This window comes from Rhizobium sp. LjRoot98, assembly GCF_964252935.1.
Classification (GTDB): domain Bacteria; phylum Pseudomonadota; class Alphaproteobacteria; order Rhizobiales; family Rhizobiaceae; genus Pararhizobium.
Map to the genome: position 1 here is coordinate 315,347 of NZ_CAXUPW020000004.1, position 16,345 is coordinate 331,691.

Annotated in this window: 15 protein-coding genes; 4 read left to right on the plus strand and 11 right to left on the minus strand. The window is 59.4% G+C overall.

Annotated features, from left to right (window positions below; genetic code table 11):
• Positions 1-126: 126 nt before the first annotated feature.
• Both ACSQ3J_RS15930 and ACSQ3J_RS15935 read right to left on the minus strand, forming a co-directional pair.
• A complete protein-coding gene (locus ACSQ3J_RS15930; protein ID WP_060505884.1) occupies positions 127-681 on the minus strand; it encodes an RNA polymerase sigma factor in 555 nt (184 codons plus the stop codon).
• 8 nt (positions 682-689) lie between these two features.
• Positions 690-884 carry a NepR family anti-sigma factor gene (locus ACSQ3J_RS15935; protein WP_060505885.1) on the minus strand — a complete coding sequence of 65 codons (195 nt, stop codon included), beginning with the start codon at positions 882-884 and terminating at the stop codon, positions 690-692.
• A 142-nt stretch (positions 885-1,026) separates the two neighbouring features.
• Between ACSQ3J_RS15935 and ACSQ3J_RS15940 the strand changes: the two genes are divergently transcribed.
• Positions 1,027-1,821, plus strand: a complete 795-nt coding sequence (locus tag ACSQ3J_RS15940) for a response regulator (protein ID WP_060505886.1) — start codon at positions 1,027-1,029, stop codon at positions 1,819-1,821.
• A gap of 251 nt (positions 1,822-2,072) precedes the next feature.
• Positions 2,073-3,026 carry a sensor histidine kinase gene (locus ACSQ3J_RS15945; RefSeq protein ID WP_060506078.1) on the plus strand — a complete coding sequence of 318 codons (954 nt, stop codon included), beginning with the start codon at positions 2,073-2,075 and terminating at the stop codon, positions 3,024-3,026.
• 253 nt (positions 3,027-3,279) lie between these two features.
• Here ACSQ3J_RS15945 and ACSQ3J_RS15950 read toward each other — a convergent pair whose 3' ends face one another.
• The 9 genes from ACSQ3J_RS15950 to ACSQ3J_RS15990 form a co-directional block, all read right to left on the minus strand.
• Positions 3,280-4,860, minus strand: a complete 1,581-nt coding sequence (locus tag ACSQ3J_RS15950) for an FGGY-family carbohydrate kinase (protein WP_436039535.1) — start codon at positions 4,858-4,860, stop codon at positions 3,280-3,282.
• Positions 4,860-5,555: an HAD family hydrolase gene (locus tag ACSQ3J_RS15955; protein WP_436039602.1), complete on the minus strand. Its 696-nt coding sequence runs from the start codon at positions 5,553-5,555 to the stop codon at positions 4,860-4,862. The genes ACSQ3J_RS15950 and ACSQ3J_RS15955 overlap by 1 nt, the downstream gene beginning before the upstream one ends.
• 81 nt (positions 5,556-5,636) lie before the next feature.
• On the minus strand, positions 5,637-7,121 hold the full coding sequence (locus tag ACSQ3J_RS15960; protein ID WP_436039536.1) for a mannitol dehydrogenase family protein: 1,485 nt from the start codon (positions 7,119-7,121) through the stop codon (positions 5,637-5,639).
• Between the two features lie 26 nt (positions 7,122-7,147).
• Positions 7,148-7,921 carry an L-iditol 2-dehydrogenase gene (locus tag ACSQ3J_RS15965; protein ID WP_436039537.1) on the minus strand — a complete coding sequence of 258 codons (774 nt, stop codon included), beginning with the start codon at positions 7,919-7,921 and terminating at the stop codon, positions 7,148-7,150.
• Positions 7,918-8,919, minus strand: a complete 1,002-nt coding sequence (locus ACSQ3J_RS15970; RefSeq protein WP_060505890.1) for an ABC transporter ATP-binding protein — start codon at positions 8,917-8,919, stop codon at positions 7,918-7,920. Before ACSQ3J_RS15970 ends, ACSQ3J_RS15965 begins: the two co-directional genes overlap by 4 nt.
• Before the next feature lie 27 nt (positions 8,920-8,946).
• Entirely contained in the window at positions 8,947-9,771 is an 825-nt protein-coding gene (locus ACSQ3J_RS15975; protein ID WP_037099024.1) for a carbohydrate ABC transporter permease, read from the minus strand.
• Between the two features lie 13 nt (positions 9,772-9,784).
• Positions 9,785-10,657 (minus strand): carbohydrate ABC transporter permease, encoded by an 873-nt coding sequence (locus ACSQ3J_RS15980; protein ID WP_060505891.1) that lies wholly within the window; start codon positions 10,655-10,657, stop codon positions 9,785-9,787.
• A 190-nt stretch (positions 10,658-10,847) separates the two neighbouring features.
• Positions 10,848-12,158, minus strand: coding sequence for an ABC transporter substrate-binding protein (locus tag ACSQ3J_RS15985; protein WP_037099029.1), 1,311 nt, complete (start codon positions 12,156-12,158; stop codon positions 10,848-10,850).
• Positions 12,159-12,311: 153 nt separating this feature from the next.
• Complete coding sequence (locus ACSQ3J_RS15990) at positions 12,312-13,268, minus strand: sugar-binding transcriptional regulator (RefSeq protein ID WP_060505892.1); 957 nt, start codon at positions 13,266-13,268, stop codon at positions 12,312-12,314.
• Positions 13,269-13,471: 203 nt separating this feature from the next.
• Between ACSQ3J_RS15990 and ACSQ3J_RS15995 the strand changes: the two genes are divergently transcribed.
• Positions 13,472-14,833 (plus strand): NAD(P)-dependent oxidoreductase, encoded by a 1,362-nt coding sequence (locus tag ACSQ3J_RS15995; protein WP_037099033.1) that lies wholly within the window; start codon positions 13,472-13,474, stop codon positions 14,831-14,833.
• 15 nt (positions 14,834-14,848) lie between these two features.
• Positions 14,849-16,162, plus strand: a complete 1,314-nt coding sequence (gene preA, locus ACSQ3J_RS16000) for an NAD-dependent dihydropyrimidine dehydrogenase subunit PreA (protein ID WP_037099036.1) — start codon at positions 14,849-14,851, stop codon at positions 16,160-16,162.
• Positions 16,163-16,345: the final 183 nt, after the last annotated feature.

The window sequence follows — 16,345 nt, forward strand, 5'->3', positions numbered from 1 at the left end:
GCAACGCGCCCGCCACAGTTTCTGCACGATTGCTGCCCGCGACGCAATCATGCCGTATGACACTGTGCATCGCCCGCCCCGCCAAACTTTGGAGGTAAGGTTTTTTTCAGGCGGACGATGCAGAAATCAGGAGATGAAAGCGCGCGACGTCATGGGCGCTGATGTAGCATCCGGACCGTATTCGTTTACACCGGTCACGTTGAGGATATCCTGCAATCGCTGACGCGCACGATTGACGCGGCTCTTGATCGTGCCGAGCGCACAACCACAAATTTCCGCCGCCTCCTCATAGGAAAAGCCGGAGGCACCGACGAGGATGATAGCCTCGCGTTGATCCGGCGGCAGCGTTTCCAGCGCCCGCTTGAAATCCTGCAGATCAAGCGAGCCGTACTGCGCGGGATGCTGGGCAAGCGACTCGGTAAAGTAACCGTCGCTGTCCTGAACCTCCCGGCCGCGTTTGCGCATCTGACTATAGAGTTCGTTGCGAAGGATGGTGAACAGCCATGCCTTCATGTTGGTTCCCATCTCGAAATGGTCCTGCTTGGCCCACGCCTTCATGATGGTATCCTGAACCAAATCGTCGGCACGATCATGCCTGCCGATCAGCGACATGGCAAAAGCACGCAGACTCGGAAGGGCCGCGAGCATTTCACGCTTGAAACTGGGCTCCTCAGACTTCATGCCGCCACTCATTCTGCCACATCCGGCATCGACTGGCGCTCGACGGCGTCGAGCTTCTCAAGCAGGTCAAGAAAGCGGTCCGGAATGGCTTCTTCCTGTACAGAAAGATAAAGCGCACGAAGCTTTGTTGCAATCTGTGCGTTTGGATTGTCGGTGCGCGCAGGCCTGGTAGTCTCGCGCCCTGCCCCAAGTTTGTCGGTCATCAATGCCAAATACCTTCAATATTCATCTGGCAGCATAATGCGCGGCGAAAAAAAATGTTCCGCCGATAAGGAACCTTTTTTTCCGCCTGGCGTTTTCGAGCTGTCATGGCCATTACCTCGGCCAGATTGAGGGAGTTTTTACATGTCACTTTCCACCCGGATCGCTCCGTTCCTGCCCTATCTGCGCCGGTATTCCCGCGCATTGACGGGATCGCAGACATCGGGCGACGCCTATGTCGCAGCCGTTCTGGAAGCGTTGATCACCGATGTCAGCATTTTTCCCGAAGCCAGCAATGACAGGGTTGCCCTGTTTCAACTTTATACCAAGTTGTTCGGCTCGTCCTCGGTCCTCATCCCGGAACCGGTTTCACCCTTTGCCTGGGAAAAGCGTGCTTCGATCAATCTCGCTTCGGTCTCGCCGCTCGCGCGCCAGGCCTTTCTCCTCGTTTCGGTTGAAGGGTTCCGCACCAGCGAGGCCGCCGAAGTTCTCGATACTACCGAAAGTGGGATGAACCAGTTGCTTGAGCGCGCGTCCGAAGAGATTTCGCGGCAGGTGGCAACCGACATCATGATCATCGAGGACGAGCCGCTGATTGCGATCGATATCGAGCAGATGGTCGAAAGCCTTGGGCATACCGTTACCGGCATCGCCCGCACGCGTGACGAGGCAGTTGCACTGTTCAATGCGACGCGGCCAAGCATGGTGCTTGCCGATATCCAGCTCGCCGATGGCAGCTCCGGTATCGATGCGGTCAATGACATCCTGAAGAACACCGCCATTCCGGTGATTTTCATCACTGCATTTCCCGAACGACTGTTGACCGGCGAACGTCCTGAGCCAACCTTCCTGGTCACAAAGCCGTTTAACCCGGACATGGTCAAAGCGTTGATCAGCCAGGCATTGTTCTTCAATGAATCCACCAAGGCTGCGGCCTGAGCCTGGTTCCGCCTGAAAAAGCACGGTTAACAGTCTCGCTGAAAAGGTTCACGGGGGGCAAATAGGCACCCCGTCTACATCTATTGGCATAGAGCCGGTTTCATTTCCGGTCAGAAAGCCGATCGAATCTGCCGCTTTCCCGAACCAGGGAAGTCCACACAGAGCCGATCAGAGAATGGAAGGCGCTTCGTGTGGTCACTGCAGGCAATCCCGCCCCGATCAAGACCGGCGCCAGCGTTAGCAAGGTCCTGATGGAGCTGGTTTTAAAAAAATCAGGCTCGGGTTATGTCTACCAGTCGGACAATTTCGATACTGTTCTTTCCGGAAACCTGCCTGAAGAATTGCAGCTGCTGGCAACCGCGCCCGACGCAGATGAAACCGTTTTTGGCGCAGACGACGGCGCCCGCCTGACCGCTCTGAAACGCGGCGTTGCCGGAACCAAAATCCCCGCATCGACCGAAATCGACGTCCCATCGCCCACTGGAATGCTGACCTACCGGCTCGATATCGAACGCGTCGAGACTTCAGACATGACTGGAATTCTCTCCGTGATCACCGACATCTCGGAAACTCGGCATCGCGAACGTATCCTGAAGACACTGCTGCGCGAACTCAGCCATCGCTCCAAGAACCTGCTCGCCATTATTCAAGGGATTGCCACGCAGACTGCACGCCAGGCCCTATCACTCGACTATTTCCTGACCAAGTTTCGCGGGCGTATCCAGTCACTATCCTATTCACAGGACCTCGTCACCGATTCCAGCTGGCGGGGGGCTTATCTGTTTGCGTTGACCGAGCGCCAGGTCAGCGCCTATTGGCCCGATTCCCAAGTGCCGATCGCGATCACCGGCATCAATGCCCATCTGTCGCCAAATGCGACGCTGCACATTGGCCTTGCGCTGCACGAACTGATCGTCAATTCGGCATCCTACGGTGCCATCTCTGCGGGCGTGAACTCCCTGACGATCGACTGTTTCGAGACCCTGTTTGATGATAATGCGGCCATCGAGATGGCCTGGGTCGAACATGTGCCGCTGTCAGTCGTCCAGCAGGAAGTAGAGGAACATACATTTGCGCGCACGGTGCTCGAGCGTGTCGTGCCGGTGGCGATCGGTGGCAAGGCGACGTACCTGACGGCACCCGATCGCATCGAATACCGCCTGATCATTCCATCCCGGGAATACGAAATTATCGCCGAAGCATGATACCGCAAGGCTGAGCGGCCCGCGGCAAATCCTGACCTCAGAAAACAGGTCAAAAAAACAGCCAGCGCCGGGGGATGGCACTGGCTGATATTGACAACTCACCGAGGGGGCGTGTGAGTTGATTGCTGGATATAATTATTGGGGTTCCCATTGGGGGCGATGTGAACCTCTATCCAGACATCATGGAAACGGACGCACAAAGAAAAGGTTCCGTCCAGTTGCGATTTTTTTTGAAGCCTGAAAACTCCGTTGCCTACAGCGTTTCCAGCTCGGCGCGGTGCCTGTAGAGGCTCAAGAACTTGCGGTAATCGCGATCGTAGGTTTCCCGCATATCCGCATTCGGGTGTTGCGCATGACCACCGGGAGACATGGCCGGTCCGGCAGCGCGCAGGTCCGGATAAACACCGCCAGCAACCGCCGCAACCATGGCCGTACCAAGCAGCACGGCATCATTGGTTTCCGGAACAACGACCGTGCAACCGGTCACATCGGAATAGAGTTCCATCAGCAGCACATTGCGGACGTGACCGCCGGTGATGTGCAGGGTATCGAGATCGTACCCCGCCTCCTTCATCATTTCGAGAATATGGCGAATGCCGAGCGCTATTGCGACGCAGGTCCGCCAATACAGGCGGCAGAGCGCATCGAACGAACTGTCGAGCGTCAAGCCGCTGATGACACCGAGCGCATGCGGATCGGCAAGCGGTGAGCGGTTACCGTGAAAATCCGGCAGAACGTGCAGGCGCGCTGCAAATTCGCTCCCGTAGGCTGCACGCAATTCCTGAATACGCAGCACGATCCGCGCATGAACCTCCGCGTCCGGCTCGCCACCGGCGCTATGGCTGCGCACCACGTGATCAAGCAGCGCGCCGGTTGCCGATTGCCCGCCCTCGATCAGCCAGCTGTCTGGAAACGCCGCCTCGTAATAAGGCCCCCACATGCCGAAACCCGGCTTCATGTCCTTGGAAAAGGCGACGATGCAGCTGGAGGTGCCGGCGATCAAAGCGAGTTGCCGTTCCAGCCTGTCCGGCTCGCCAGCAAATCCGCCAAGCACGCCGATCGCGCCGGCATAAGCGTCGATCAGCCCCGTCGCCACGGCGCAGCCCTCATGCAGGCCCAGCTCCGCCGCAGCGGCCGCCGTCAGGTGTCCGACCGATTGCCCGACGGACAGCGTCTTTTCCGGCACGCCGCCTCGCTCGCGCAAATCCTCGAGCCCGATCTCCTGGAGAAACTCATCCTGCCAGCCGTGGTCCTTGTGCGAAAGATAATTCCACTTGGCCGTCAGCGTGCAACGCGACCGGGCGGCATTGCCGGTTGCCCGCCAAGACATGAAATCGGCGAGGTCGAAGAAATAGCCCGTCTTTTCCCATTGCTGCGGCAGGTTCTGCTTCAGCCACATCAGCTTCGGCATTTCCATTTCCGGAGACATGACGCGGCCGGAATGGTTCAACACCGGATGTTCGGTGGCCGTGCAGAAATCAGCCTGCTTGAGCGCCCGATGATCGAGCCAGACGATCGTGTCCCAACGGGGCTCGCCCTTGCGATTGACCGACAAGGGAGCACCGTCCTTGTCCCGGACGACCAGCGAGCATGTCGCATCGAAACCGATTGCGGCGATCGATTCGGCGGTCACCCCAGCCTTTGCACGGGCCGTCTTCACGGCGATGCAGACGGCAGCCCAGATATTTTCTGAATCATGCTCGGCGTGATTTTCTTCCGGCCGGTTCATGGCGATCGGATAATCCGCGCGGGCCAATTGCTTGCCATGCCGATCGAAAATGCCAGCGCGAGCGCTGCCGGTTCCGACATCGACAGCAACGATCAAATCCGCCATCAGAGCCCTGCGTTCCCATCCCTTTGTTCTTTACGGACAAAATGGATCAATTCACGCATGTCGTCAAACAGCACGTCGGGCGAAAGCCGCCGTAATGATTCCAGATGCCGCTCGGATTTTGCATGGGAGGCACCGGCGAAGGCAAACACTCGCATGCCTGCAGCCTTGGCCGCCTCGATCCCGGCGGGGCTGTCTTCAACAACGACGCAGTTTTCCGGCGGCGTGGCCATCGCGGCAGCGGTGTGCAGGAAGAGATCCGGCGCTGGTTTGCCGTGCTTGACCATGCTGGAGCTGAACAGATGGGGCTCGAGCTTGCCGATCAGCCCGGTGATCGTGAGCGAGAGCCGGATGCGTTCCATTTGGCTCGACGAGGCTACACAGCGCGGTAAATCAAGCTGATCAAGCGCCGTGGCGATTCCGGCAACCGGCTGCAATTCCTGACGAAACCGCTGGTAGAGATCAAGCCGCATCTGCTCCAGAAAATGATCATCGACTGCAAGACCGTAATCCTCGTGCAGTATATCCGACATGGTCTTCAGGCTTTTACCAAGAAAGCGCTCGGTTGCCTCTTCGGCGTCCATATCGACGCCAGCGTTGCGAAGGACACGAACCAGCACGTCAAGCGACAAGGGTTCGCTATCGACCAGAACCCCATCGCAATCGAAAATCACCAGTTTTGCCGGATGCTTAATCATGTCCGTCAAACCACAGCTTGCCCGCCAGAGTGGCCGCAGTATGCGGCCACGACGTTACCCGGGGGCTGAAGCGTCATGAGGTCATTCTCCAAGTTTTCCGTCGAGATAGAGCTGCAGCGTTGCCCGCGTGCCCTTGTCCCAGAGCGTCCGCAGAGCATGCGCAAACCGCTTCTGGAACAGCGTTGATTGCGCAACATCGCCGAAGATGTCCGAAAGCGCAAGAAAGGCCTGTGGATCGTCCTTGGCTTTGATTGCCGCCGCATGAAGCCGGTCGGCACTGCCGTCGTTGAAGGTGATCGGCTTGCCGCTATCGGTGGTACCCGCAAAATACCGGCACCAGAGCGCCGAGACCAGTGCCAGGCCGATGACATCCTCGCCGAGCCGCAGCCGGTCTGCCGTCGTCGGCAGAATGAATTTCGGCTGGCGGTTGGAACCGTCCTGCGCCAGACGCGGAATGGTGTCGGCGATTTTTGGATTGAACAGCCGCGATTCGACCTTTTTGAAATAGGCATTCAGATCGGTGTTGGGCACCGGCGGGATGACCGGGATGATCTCGTCTTCCTCCAGCTTGGCGAGGAAAGCGCAGACAGTCTTGTCCTCCATCGCTTCGTGGACGAAGTGGATATCGAGAAGCGCTGCCGGATAGGCGATTGCCGCATGGCCGCCGTTGAGGATACGAATCTTCATATGCTCGTAGGGCGCAACATCCGGCACAAACTGAACCCCAACCTTTTCAAGGGCCGGACGTCCGGCCGGAAAATGATCCTCCAGCACCCATTGCTTGAACTCTTCACAAAATACCGGCCAGTTGTCGTCGATACCGTAGACGTCAGCGACGATACCGACTTCACGCTGACCGGTCGCCGGCGTGATGCGATCCACCATGCCGTTCGGGAAGGCGACATTGGCCTCAATCCACTCGGCGAGCCCCGGATCGGACAGACGTGCAAGACCTGACACCGCTGCATGCGTCACTTCACCATTGCCCGGAATGTTATCGCAGGACATCACCGTAAACGGCACGATGCCCTTGTCCTTGCGGGCCTTCAACCCGGCAATGATCAGACCGAAGACGGTCTTCGGATCGCCAGGGCTCTGGCTGTCGGCGACGATGGCCGGATGGCTCGGGTTGAACACGCCGGATGCCGGGTCGATGAAATAGCCGCCCTCGGTGATCGTCAGCGACACGATGCGGATCGCCGGGTCCGATAGAGCAGCAATGGTCGCTGCCGCGTTGCCCGGCCGCAGATAATCGATCATTGGCGCGGTGACGCGGGCCGAACTCTTGTCGTTGTCCTGCTCGACCACCGTCGTCAGAAAGTCCTGCGCTTCGAGCTTTGCCCGCATCGCCTCGTCGGACGGCAAGACCCCTGCCCCGACAATCGCCCAGTCATGATCGCTGCCGCTGTTGAACAAGTCGTCGAGATAGATTGCCTGATGAGCGCGATGGAAATTGCCGACACCAAAGTGGACGATGCCAGCCTTCAACGAGGATCGGTCATAGGCTGGGGTCGCCGCTGTCGCCTTGATGGCATTCAGGTTGGCGAGCGAGAGTTTGGTCGTCATGTTCATTCCTTTCGACGAGCTTTAGCTCAGCTCATCCAGTTGCCGCCGTCGACATTGTAGGTTTGCGAAACGACATAGTTGCTGTCTGCAGAGGCGAGAAAGACCGCCATCCCCGTCAGGTCTTCAGCCGTACCCATGCGGCCGAAGGGGACTTCGGCGCCGACAAGCCTTTTCTTTTCGCCAAGCGGCCGGTTCTCGTACTTGGCGAACATCGCATCGACGCCATCCCAATGTTCACCATCGACGACACCGGGCGCGATCGCATTGACGTTGATGCCGTGCTTGATGAGATCGAGCCCGGCCGATTGCGTGAGGCTGATGACCGCGGCCTTGGTGGCGCAATAAACGGCCACAAGCGCTTCACCCCGGCGCCCCGCCTGGCTGGCCATATTGATGATCTTGCCGCCGCGTCCCTGCGCAATCATCTGTTTTGCAGCGGCCTGCATGGTGAACAGCGTGCCGGAGACATTGATCGTAAACAGCCTGTCGTAACTGTCCCGCGTAATCTCGACGATCGGTGCGAGATCGAACAGGGCCGCGTTGTTGACCAGAATGTCGATACCACCGGCCTTTGCGACCACTGCCGCAATCGCTGCATCGATTGACGCTTGGCTGGTCACGTCCATCTCAACGGCATAGGCCGAAGGTCCAAGCTCGCCGGCCGTCACTTTGGCCCGTTCAAGATTGATATCGGCAATGGCAACGGTAGCCCCTTCGCGGATATAGGCTTCCGCGAACGCGCGTCCGATACCACGCGCCGATCCCGTGATCAGCGCGTTTTTTCCCAAAAGCCGTGTCATCGAATTGCCAGTCCCTTGTCGTTGAATTTGTGCACCCGGCCGTCTTCGGGCGTGAGGAAGACCTTGTCGCCGTGTTTGACGGCGAAATCGCCGCCGACGCGGGCCGTGACGAGGCCGATGCCATCGACGTGGATGTGCAGGAACGTGTCGGACCCCAGATGTTCGGCGACACCGACGGTACCGCGCCAGGTGCCGGTCTCGGTCGAGAGCTTGAGATGTTCCGGACGAACGCCGATCGTATGGGCGTCGTGCGGCTTGGCAAATTCACCCGTGGCAAAGTTCATGCGTGGCGAGCCGATGAAGCCGGCAACGAAGATGTTGTCGGGCCGGTGATAGAGGTCAAGCGGCGAACCGACCTGCTCGATATTGCCGGCGCTCAACACGACGATCTTGTCGGCCATGGTCATGGCTTCGACCTGATCGTGGGTCACATAGATCATCGTCGTCTTCAACTGATGATGAAGCTCGCTGATCTCCAGCCGCATCGTGCCACGCAGGGCGGCATCGAGATTGGACAGCGGTTCGTCGAACAGGAAGGCCGAGGGCTCGCGCACGATGGCCCGGCCGATGGCAACGCGCTGGCGCTGGCCGCCGGACAGCTGGCCGGGGCGCCGGTCGAGATAGTTGGTAAGGTTGAGGACGCGGGCCGCCTCCGTCACCTTCTTGTCGATCGCCCCTTGATCCATCTTCGCCATCTTCAAGGGAAAGGCGATATTGTTGCGCACCGTCATGTGCGGATAGAGCGCGTAGGACTGGAACACCATGGCAAGCCCCCGCTTGGCAGGGGCTGCACCGGTCACATCACGGCCATCGATCTCGATCGTGCCGGACGTGGTATCTTCAAGGCCGGCGATCAGCCGCAGCAGCGTCGATTTCCCGCAGCCCGAGGGGCCGACGAAGACGACGAACTCGCCCTCGTTGATCGTCAGGTCGATACCTGGAATGACCTGCGTCGCGCCAAAGCTCTTGTTGACCTTTTTCAGAGTGATATTGCCCATGCGTGCCTCCCAAGTCTTTTCTGTGCGTTACTTCACGGCGCCAAAAGTCAGGCCGCGGACAAGTTGTTTCTGGCTGAACCAGCCCATGATCAGGATCGGCGCGATCGCCAGCGTCGAGGCAGCCGACAGCTTTGCCCAGAACAGGCCCTGCGGTGAGGAGAAGGAGGCGATGAAGGCGGTCAACGGCGCTGCATTGGTGGTGGTCAACCGGATCGTCCAGAACGCTTCATTCCAGGCGAGGATGATGTTGAGCAGCATGGTCGAGGCAATGCCCGGCACCGCCATCGGCGTCAGCACGTACCAGATCTCGCCCCACAGCGACGCCCCGTCCATCCGCGAGGCTTCGAGGATTTCGCCCGGAATTTCGCGAAAGTATGTGTAGAGCATCCAGACGACGATCGGCAGGTTGATCATTGTCAGCATGATCGTCAGACCGAAGCGGCTGTCGAGCAGGCCAAAGTCGCGGAACAGAAGGTAGATCGGCACCATCACGGCTGCGGCCGGCATCATCTTGGTGGACAGCATCCACATCAGGATATCCTTGGTCCGATTGGTCGGCGAAAACGCCATCGACCAGGCGGCCGGCACAGAGATCAACAGCGCGATCAGCGTCGAGCCCACCGAGATGATCACCGAGTTCAGGAAGAACTTGAAGTAGTTGCTCTGCGCCTGAACGGCCTGATAGCTTTCCACCGTGCCCGAAGGAATGAGGTTAAAGCCTTGAATCGCCTCCGTTTCGGATTTGAACGAGGTGATGATCGTGTAAAGGATCGGGAAGAAGATCACCAGCGCGATGATCCAGGCGGCGATGGTGAAGACGACGGTTCTTCTGGTCGAAACGGCACGGGCCATGGTCTTGCCTCCCTTACTTGTCGAGGTTCTTGCCAACGGCGCGCATCAGGAAGAAGGCGACGATATTGGCGAGGATGACGGCGATGATGCCGCCTGCCGAAGCGCCGCCGACATCGTAGCCAAGAAGGGCCGTGCGGTAGATCAGGAACGGCAGGTTGGTCGATGCGTAGCCCGGGCCGCCATTAGTGGTGACGAGGATTTCGGCATAGACGCCCAGAAGGAAGATCGTCTGGATCAGGATGACAACCGTGATCGAGCGGGCGAGATGCGGCACCGTCAGGTAGATGAAGCGGTTGACGAAACCCGCACCATCCATCTCGGCCGCTTCCTTCTGTTCGCCATCCAGCGACTGCAGCGCGGTGAGCAGGATCAGCGTTGCAAACGGCAGCCATTGCCAGGCGACGATGATGATGATCGAAAACAGCGGATACTGCCCGAACCAATCGACCGGCTGCAGCCCGAAGAACCGGCTGATATCGGCAAACACCCCATATTGCGGGTGCATGATCATGTTCTTCCAGACCAGTGCCGCAACCGGCGGCATGACGAAGAACGGCGAGATCACCAGGATGCGGACAAGCCCCTGCCCCCACATCGGCTGATCGAGCATCAGGGCGATGGCGATGCCGCCGATGACCGTGATAAAAAGCACGCCGCACACGATAAGCAGCGTGTTCCAGATGGACTGGAAAAAAGCCGGATCCGTATAAAAATACTGGTAGTTGAACAGGCCAGCGAAACTGACATTGCCGGGGTTGAGCAGATTGTAATTCTGGAACGAGAACCACAGCGTCATCGCCAAAGGCACGATCATCCAGATCAGCAGAAGCCCAACGGACGGGGCCATCATCCAGCGCGCAAGCGCACGCGTGTTCTGCGTTGCCATTTCAACACCCTCCCTCTGATGCCGGTACGGACACCCGCCCCGCCGGGAGGGCAGCAATCCGGCCGCCTTGGTCGTCTTTTAAGAAAAGCCTGGCGTCATGCGCGGCGACAACAGGCCTCGCAGCGAATAACGCCAGGTTTAAGTTGGCAACCCGGATGGTAGTCCGGGCCGCCTGTCCTTGGGAAGGAACCTACTTGATGTAGCCGCCGCGTGTCATTTCGCGGGTGGTTACCTGCTGAGCCTGCGCCAGCGCATCATCAACCGTCATCTGGCCGGCCAGAGCCGCCGAGAAGAGCTGCCCAACCGTCGTGCCAAGCCCCTGGAATTCCGGGATGGCGACAAACTGAACACCAACGTAAGGCACGGGCTTCACGGATGGGTTCTTCGGGTCGGCAGCGTTGATGCTGTCGAGCGTCATCTTGGCGAATGGAGCCGCCTTCTGGTACTCGGGGTTGTTGTAAAGCGAGGTGCGCGTGCCCGGAGGAACGTTTGCCCAGCCTTCCTTGGCGGCAACGATGTCGAGATAGTGCTTGCTGGTTGCCCAGGACACGAACTTCTCGGCCGCTTCCGCCTTCTGAGTGCCTGCCGGGATGGCCAGGTTCCAGGCCCACAGCCAGTTGCCGCGCTTGCCAAGACCCGTATCGGGAGCAAGAGCGAAACCGACCTTGTCGGCAACGGTCGAGTCCTTCGGGTTGGTCACGAACGAAGCAGCCACCGTGGCATCGATCCACATGCCGCACTTGCCCTGCTGGAACAACGCCAGGTTTTCGTTGAAGCCGTTGGACGAAGCGCCTTGCGGGCCGGCATCGTTCATCAGCTTGACATACATGTCGAGCGTGTTCTTCCACTCCGGCTGATCGAACTGCGGCTTCCAGTTTTCATCGAACCAGCGTGCGCCAAAAGCATTCGACGTAGCGGTCAGGAACGCCATGTTCTCACCCCAGCCAGCCTTGCCGCGAAGGCAGATGCCATTGATGCCGGCAGCACGGTCGGTCATCTTGCGGGCAGCATCGCCGATGAACTCCCAGGTCGGAGCATCAGGCATGGTGAGCCCCGCCTTTTCCATCAGGTCCTTGCGGTACATGACCATCGAGCTTTCGCCATAGAACGGTGCCGCATAGAGCTTGCCGTCCGCGGTCAGGCCCGAACGGATGGCCGGAAGCAAGTCATCGACATCGTAATCGGCTCCGAGATTGTCGAGCGGCAGAAGCCAGCCCTGCTTGGCCCAGATCGGGACTTCATAGGTGCCGATCGTCAGCACGTCGTACTGGCCGCCCTTGGTGGCGATATCGGTGGTGACGCGCTCGCGCAGCACGTTTTCTTCGAGCGTGACCCATTCCAGCTGAATGTCCGGATTGGCCTTGGTGAAATCGTCCGTCAGCGTCTGCATGCGGACCATGTCGCCATTGTTCACCGTGGCAATGGTGAGGGTTTCAGCCTGGGCGAAACCCGCGATGACGATTGCCGAGCATGTGCCCAGCAGGAAAGTTTTCAAGTTCATATATCTTCCTCCCAGAAGAGTTGTGAGCATTTGCCTTGCTCGTGGGCAATTACTCACACAACTACGAAAAATGTCAATCGGCATTCGTTGCTGCAGTGCAGAAACGTCCGATGGCTCACTTGATTTTGTTCAGGAAAATTTCTGTTTATTCGCTCAGTTGGCGAGCAAAAACTCAGCAGTCGACTCGTCCGTAATCAAACCGTTGATCACGCGCCCCCGGAGTGCCGCCCTGAGCGCCACGTACTTCCGTTGCCCCTTGGCAATACCGATGACGGTCGCCGAATCGCGCGACGGCAACGGCACGCTGGCGACGCGCTTGTTGATGCTGCCAGGCAAGAGCTGTCCGTCGCGGTCAAACATCCAGCCACAGATCTCGCCTGCGGCCCCTTCTTCTTCCATCAGCCGCGCCATTTCGTCCGGCGCAAGAAAACCGTCCTCGCACAGAGGCGCCTGCTGGCCGAGTTCGCCGACGCCGACAAAGGCGACATTGGCTTCCGAGCCCAGCTGCAATGCCGATTTGACCAGCGCCTGATTGTGCAACAGCGCACGCTCCTCCGGTGAAGAGACCAGAACCGGCAGCGGCATCGGAAAATGCCGCGCCTTCACCGCATCCGCCATCGAGAAGATGACGTTGTAATAGGCAGCCGATCCATCGAGGCCGATATTGCCGGTCAAGGACACGATGCGATGCTGCGGACATTCCATCGCCGGCAACTGATCAATCGCCGCCTTCAACGTTCGGCCCGTGCCGATTGCCAGAATGATCGGATCGGCCGATTTCAGCCAGCGCTCGATCTCGGCCGCCCCCGCCTCGGCAATGCCGACCGTCGTCGATGAAGAACCGGGATCACTCGGCACGATATCCACTTGCCGCAGATCGAATTTCTCCTTGAGGCGAAGCCCGAGCTCGAGGCAGGCAGCGATCGGATGATCAAGGCGGACCTTGATCAGGCGTTCGGCCATGGCCAGCGAAACGAGCCGCTGCGCCGACTGGCGCGAGATACCCATCGTGGCCGCGATTTCGTCCTGTGTGCGCCCGGCAACGTAATAGAGCCAGCCCGCACGCGCGGCGTCATCGAGCCTGTTATTGCCGTCCGGTCTGCGCGCCATTGTCCGTACTCCCTGTGCGATGTGCTGACATTTTTTCCCGGCGTCTGTCAAACACAGACCTTGGCACCTTCCCTGACAGACCCTTTCAAACCCCTACGGCGCTGGGATTCCTGCTATTTTCATTTTAAAATTTTACCGTTTGATAAAAAAATAAAGCGTGTTACCGTTTCGACATCCTGAGGCACGACATTTGGGAGCAAACAATGGGAACGACTGAAACTGGAATACTGAGCGGGCGCCTGTCTCCCGTCGAATACGAGAGAAATTTTTCCGATCTGCACCCACCGCTGGATGAGCATGAAGCACTGGTCGCCTCCGACCGCTGTTATTTCTGCTACGATGCGCCGTGCATGACGGCCTGTCCCACCTCCATCGATATCCCGCTGTTCATCCGGCAGATATCGACTGGAAACCCGATCGGGTCGGCAAACACCATCTTCGACCAGAACATTCTCGGCGGCATGTGCGCCCGGGTCTGTCCCACCGAAACGCTCTGCGAGCAGGCCTGCGTGCGCAACGAGGCCGAGCACCGGCCGGTCGAGATCGGCCGACTGCAGCGTTATGCCACCGATATTGCCATGCGCGAAAACCGCCAATTCTACCAGCGCGCCGAACCGACGGGTAAATCCATTGCCGTGATCGGTGCCGGTCCGGCTGGCCTTGCCTGCGCCCACCGTCTGGCCGTCAAGGGTCATGACGTCGTCATCTACGATGCCCGCGAAAAAGCCGGCGGCCTCAACGAATACGGTATCGCCACCTACAAGGCGGTCGATGATTTCGCCCAGGCCGAGGTCGACTATGTGCTTGCCATTGGCGGCATCGAAATCCGCAACAACCAGATGCTCGGGCGCGATTTTTCGCTGAGCGACCTGCTCTCCAAGCATGATGCCGTCTTCCTCGGCCTCGGCCTTGCCGGCGTCAATGCGCTCAGGGCGGAAGGTGAAACCGCAGAAGGCGTCGAGGATGCCGTCGATTTCATCGCAGCGCTGCGGCAATCAGCAACCAAGGCCGACATCGCCATCGGCCGCCGTGTCGTCGTGCTCGGCGGCGGCATGACGGCCGTCGATGCGGCCGTACAGGCCAAGTTGCTCGGTGCTGAGGAAGTGACCATCTGTTATCGCCGCGGCAAGGAGCACATGAACGCTTCCGAATTCGAGCAGGATCTCGCCGCCGCCAAGGGTGTCACAATCCGCCACTGGCTGCAGCCCAAGCGGATCATTGCCCGCGACGGCAAGGTTGCCGGCATCGAACTCGATTATACGAGCATCACCGACGGCCGCCTGACGACCACCGGTGAAACCGGCGTCCTCACAGCCGATCATGTTCTCAAAGCCATCGGCCAGACCTTCGAGGCTGACGGCCTCGGCATCATCACCCTGCAGTCCGGCCGCATCGTCGTCGATGCTGAAGGCCGCACATCGCTCGACCGCGTCTGGGCGGGTGGCGACTGCGTTCTTGGCGGCGAAGACCTGACGGTTTCCGCCGTGGCACAAGGCCGCGACGCCGCCGAATCGATCAACCACGTGCTCGCCGCTGCTTCGCAGCCGGCCGTTGCCGTCGCGTGAAGGGGAGAATGAACAATGGCTGATCTGCGCAACAATTTCGTCGGCATCAAGTCTCCGAACCCCTTCTGGCTGGCGTCGGCACCGCCGACCGACAAGGCCTACAATGTCGAGCGCGCCTTCAAGGCGGGCTGGGGCGGCGTGGTCTGGAAGACGCTCGGTGAAGAAGGCCCACCGGTCGTCAACGTCAACGGCCCGCGCTACGGCGCGATCTGGGGCGCCGACCGCCGCCTGCTTGGATTGAACAATATCGAACTTATCACCGACCGCGACCTCTACACCAACCTGCGCGAAATGAAGCAGGTGAAGATGAACTGGCCGGATCGCGCCCTGATCGCATCGATCATGGTGCCCTGCGAGGAAAATGCCTGGAAATCGATCCTGCCGCTGGTGGAAGAGACAGGCGCTGACGGTATCGAACTCAATTTCGGCTGTCCGCACGGCATGTCGGAACGCGGCATGGGCGCTGCGGTCGGACAGGTGCCGGAATATATCGAGATGGTGGTGCGCTGGTGCAAGCAGTACACCCGCATGCCGGTCATCACAAAGCTGACGCCGAACATCACCGACGTCCGCAAGCCGGCGCGTGCGGCAAAATCCGGCGGCACCGATGCCGTGTCGCTGATCAATACGATCAACTCGATCACCTCGGTCAATCTCGACACGTTCTCACCGGAACCGTCGATTGACGGCAAGGGCAGCCATGGCGGCTATTGCGGCCCGGCGGTCAAGCCGATCGCACTCAACATGGTGGCCGAGATCGCCCGTGATCCGGAAACCTACGGCCTGCCGATTTCCGGCATCGGCGGCATCACCACATGGCGGGACGCGGCCGAATTCCTCGTTCTCGGCGCCGGTAACGTGCAGGTCTGCACTGCGGCGATGACCTACGGTTTCAAGATCGTTGAGGAAATGATCACCGGCCTCTCCGCCTGGATGGATACCAAGGGCCATCGCACCCTCGATGACATCTGCGGCCGGGCCGTGCCGAACGTCTCCGACTGGCAGTATCTCAACCTCAACTACATCGCCAAAGCCCGGATCGACCAGGATGCCTGCATCAAATGCGGCCGCTGCCACATCGCCTGCGAGGACACCTCGCACCAGGCGATCACCCAGTATGTCGATGGCAAGAGACATTTCGAGGTGATGGAAGACGAATGCGTCGGCTGCAATCTCTGCGTCAACGTCTGTCCCGTGCAGGACTGCATCACCATGGTCGGCCTTGAGCCGGGCGTGCTGGACGAACGGACTGGCAAGACCGTCGATCCGAACTACGCCAACTGGACCACCCATCCGAACAACCCGATGGCCCGTCAGGCCGCCGAATAAACCTTCTGGGCATGACGTATCAGCCGCCTCGCTGGAAATGCGAGGCGGCTGATCGCCGTTCAACCCTGACAAATACGGCGGGATTTTACGGCAGTGCCGCCAGGCACCGGATTGGACACGAAATTGCGACGCTGCGTCCACAAAAACGTGCGTTGCCCCTCACCGCGAACTCGTCAATAAGAG

Coding starts and splice junctions, on each gene's coding strand:
- ACSQ3J_RS15930 (WP_060505884.1), bottom strand. CDS start 681: ATGAAGTCTGAGGAGCCCAGTTTCAAGCGTGAAATGCTCGCGGCCCTT.
- ACSQ3J_RS15935 (WP_060505885.1), bottom strand. CDS start 884: ATGACCGACAAACTTGGGGCAGGGCGCGAGACTACCAGGCCTGCGCGC.
- ACSQ3J_RS15940 (WP_060505886.1), top strand. CDS start 1,027: ATGTCACTTTCCACCCGGATCGCTCCGTTCCTGCCCTATCTGCGCCGG.
- ACSQ3J_RS15945 (WP_060506078.1), top strand. CDS start 2,073: ATGGAGCTGGTTTTAAAAAAATCAGGCTCGGGTTATGTCTACCAGTCG.
- ACSQ3J_RS15950 (WP_436039535.1), bottom strand. CDS start 4,860: ATGGCGGATTTGATCGTTGCTGTCGATGTCGGAACCGGCAGCGCTCGC.
- ACSQ3J_RS15955 (WP_436039602.1), bottom strand. CDS start 5,555: ATGATTAAGCATCCGGCAAAACTGGTGATTTTCGATTGCGATGGGGTT.
- ACSQ3J_RS15960 (WP_436039536.1), bottom strand. CDS start 7,121: ATGACGACCAAACTCTCGCTCGCCAACCTGAATGCCATCAAGGCGACA.
- ACSQ3J_RS15965 (WP_436039537.1), bottom strand. CDS start 7,921: ATGACACGGCTTTTGGGAAAAAACGCGCTGATCACGGGATCGGCGCGT.
- ACSQ3J_RS15970 (WP_060505890.1), bottom strand. CDS start 8,919: ATGGGCAATATCACTCTGAAAAAGGTCAACAAGAGCTTTGGCGCGACG.
- ACSQ3J_RS15975 (WP_037099024.1), bottom strand. CDS start 9,771: ATGGCCCGTGCCGTTTCGACCAGAAGAACCGTCGTCTTCACCATCGCC.
- ACSQ3J_RS15980 (WP_060505891.1), bottom strand. CDS start 10,657: ATGGCAACGCAGAACACGCGTGCGCTTGCGCGCTGGATGATGGCCCCG.
- ACSQ3J_RS15985 (WP_037099029.1), bottom strand. CDS start 12,158: ATGAACTTGAAAACTTTCCTGCTGGGCACATGCTCGGCAATCGTCATC.
- ACSQ3J_RS15990 (WP_060505892.1), bottom strand. CDS start 13,268: ATGGCGCGCAGACCGGACGGCAATAACAGGCTCGATGACGCCGCGCGT.
- ACSQ3J_RS15995 (WP_037099033.1), top strand. CDS start 13,472: ATGGGAACGACTGAAACTGGAATACTGAGCGGGCGCCTGTCTCCCGTC.
- preA (WP_037099036.1), top strand. CDS start 14,849: ATGGCTGATCTGCGCAACAATTTCGTCGGCATCAAGTCTCCGAACCCC.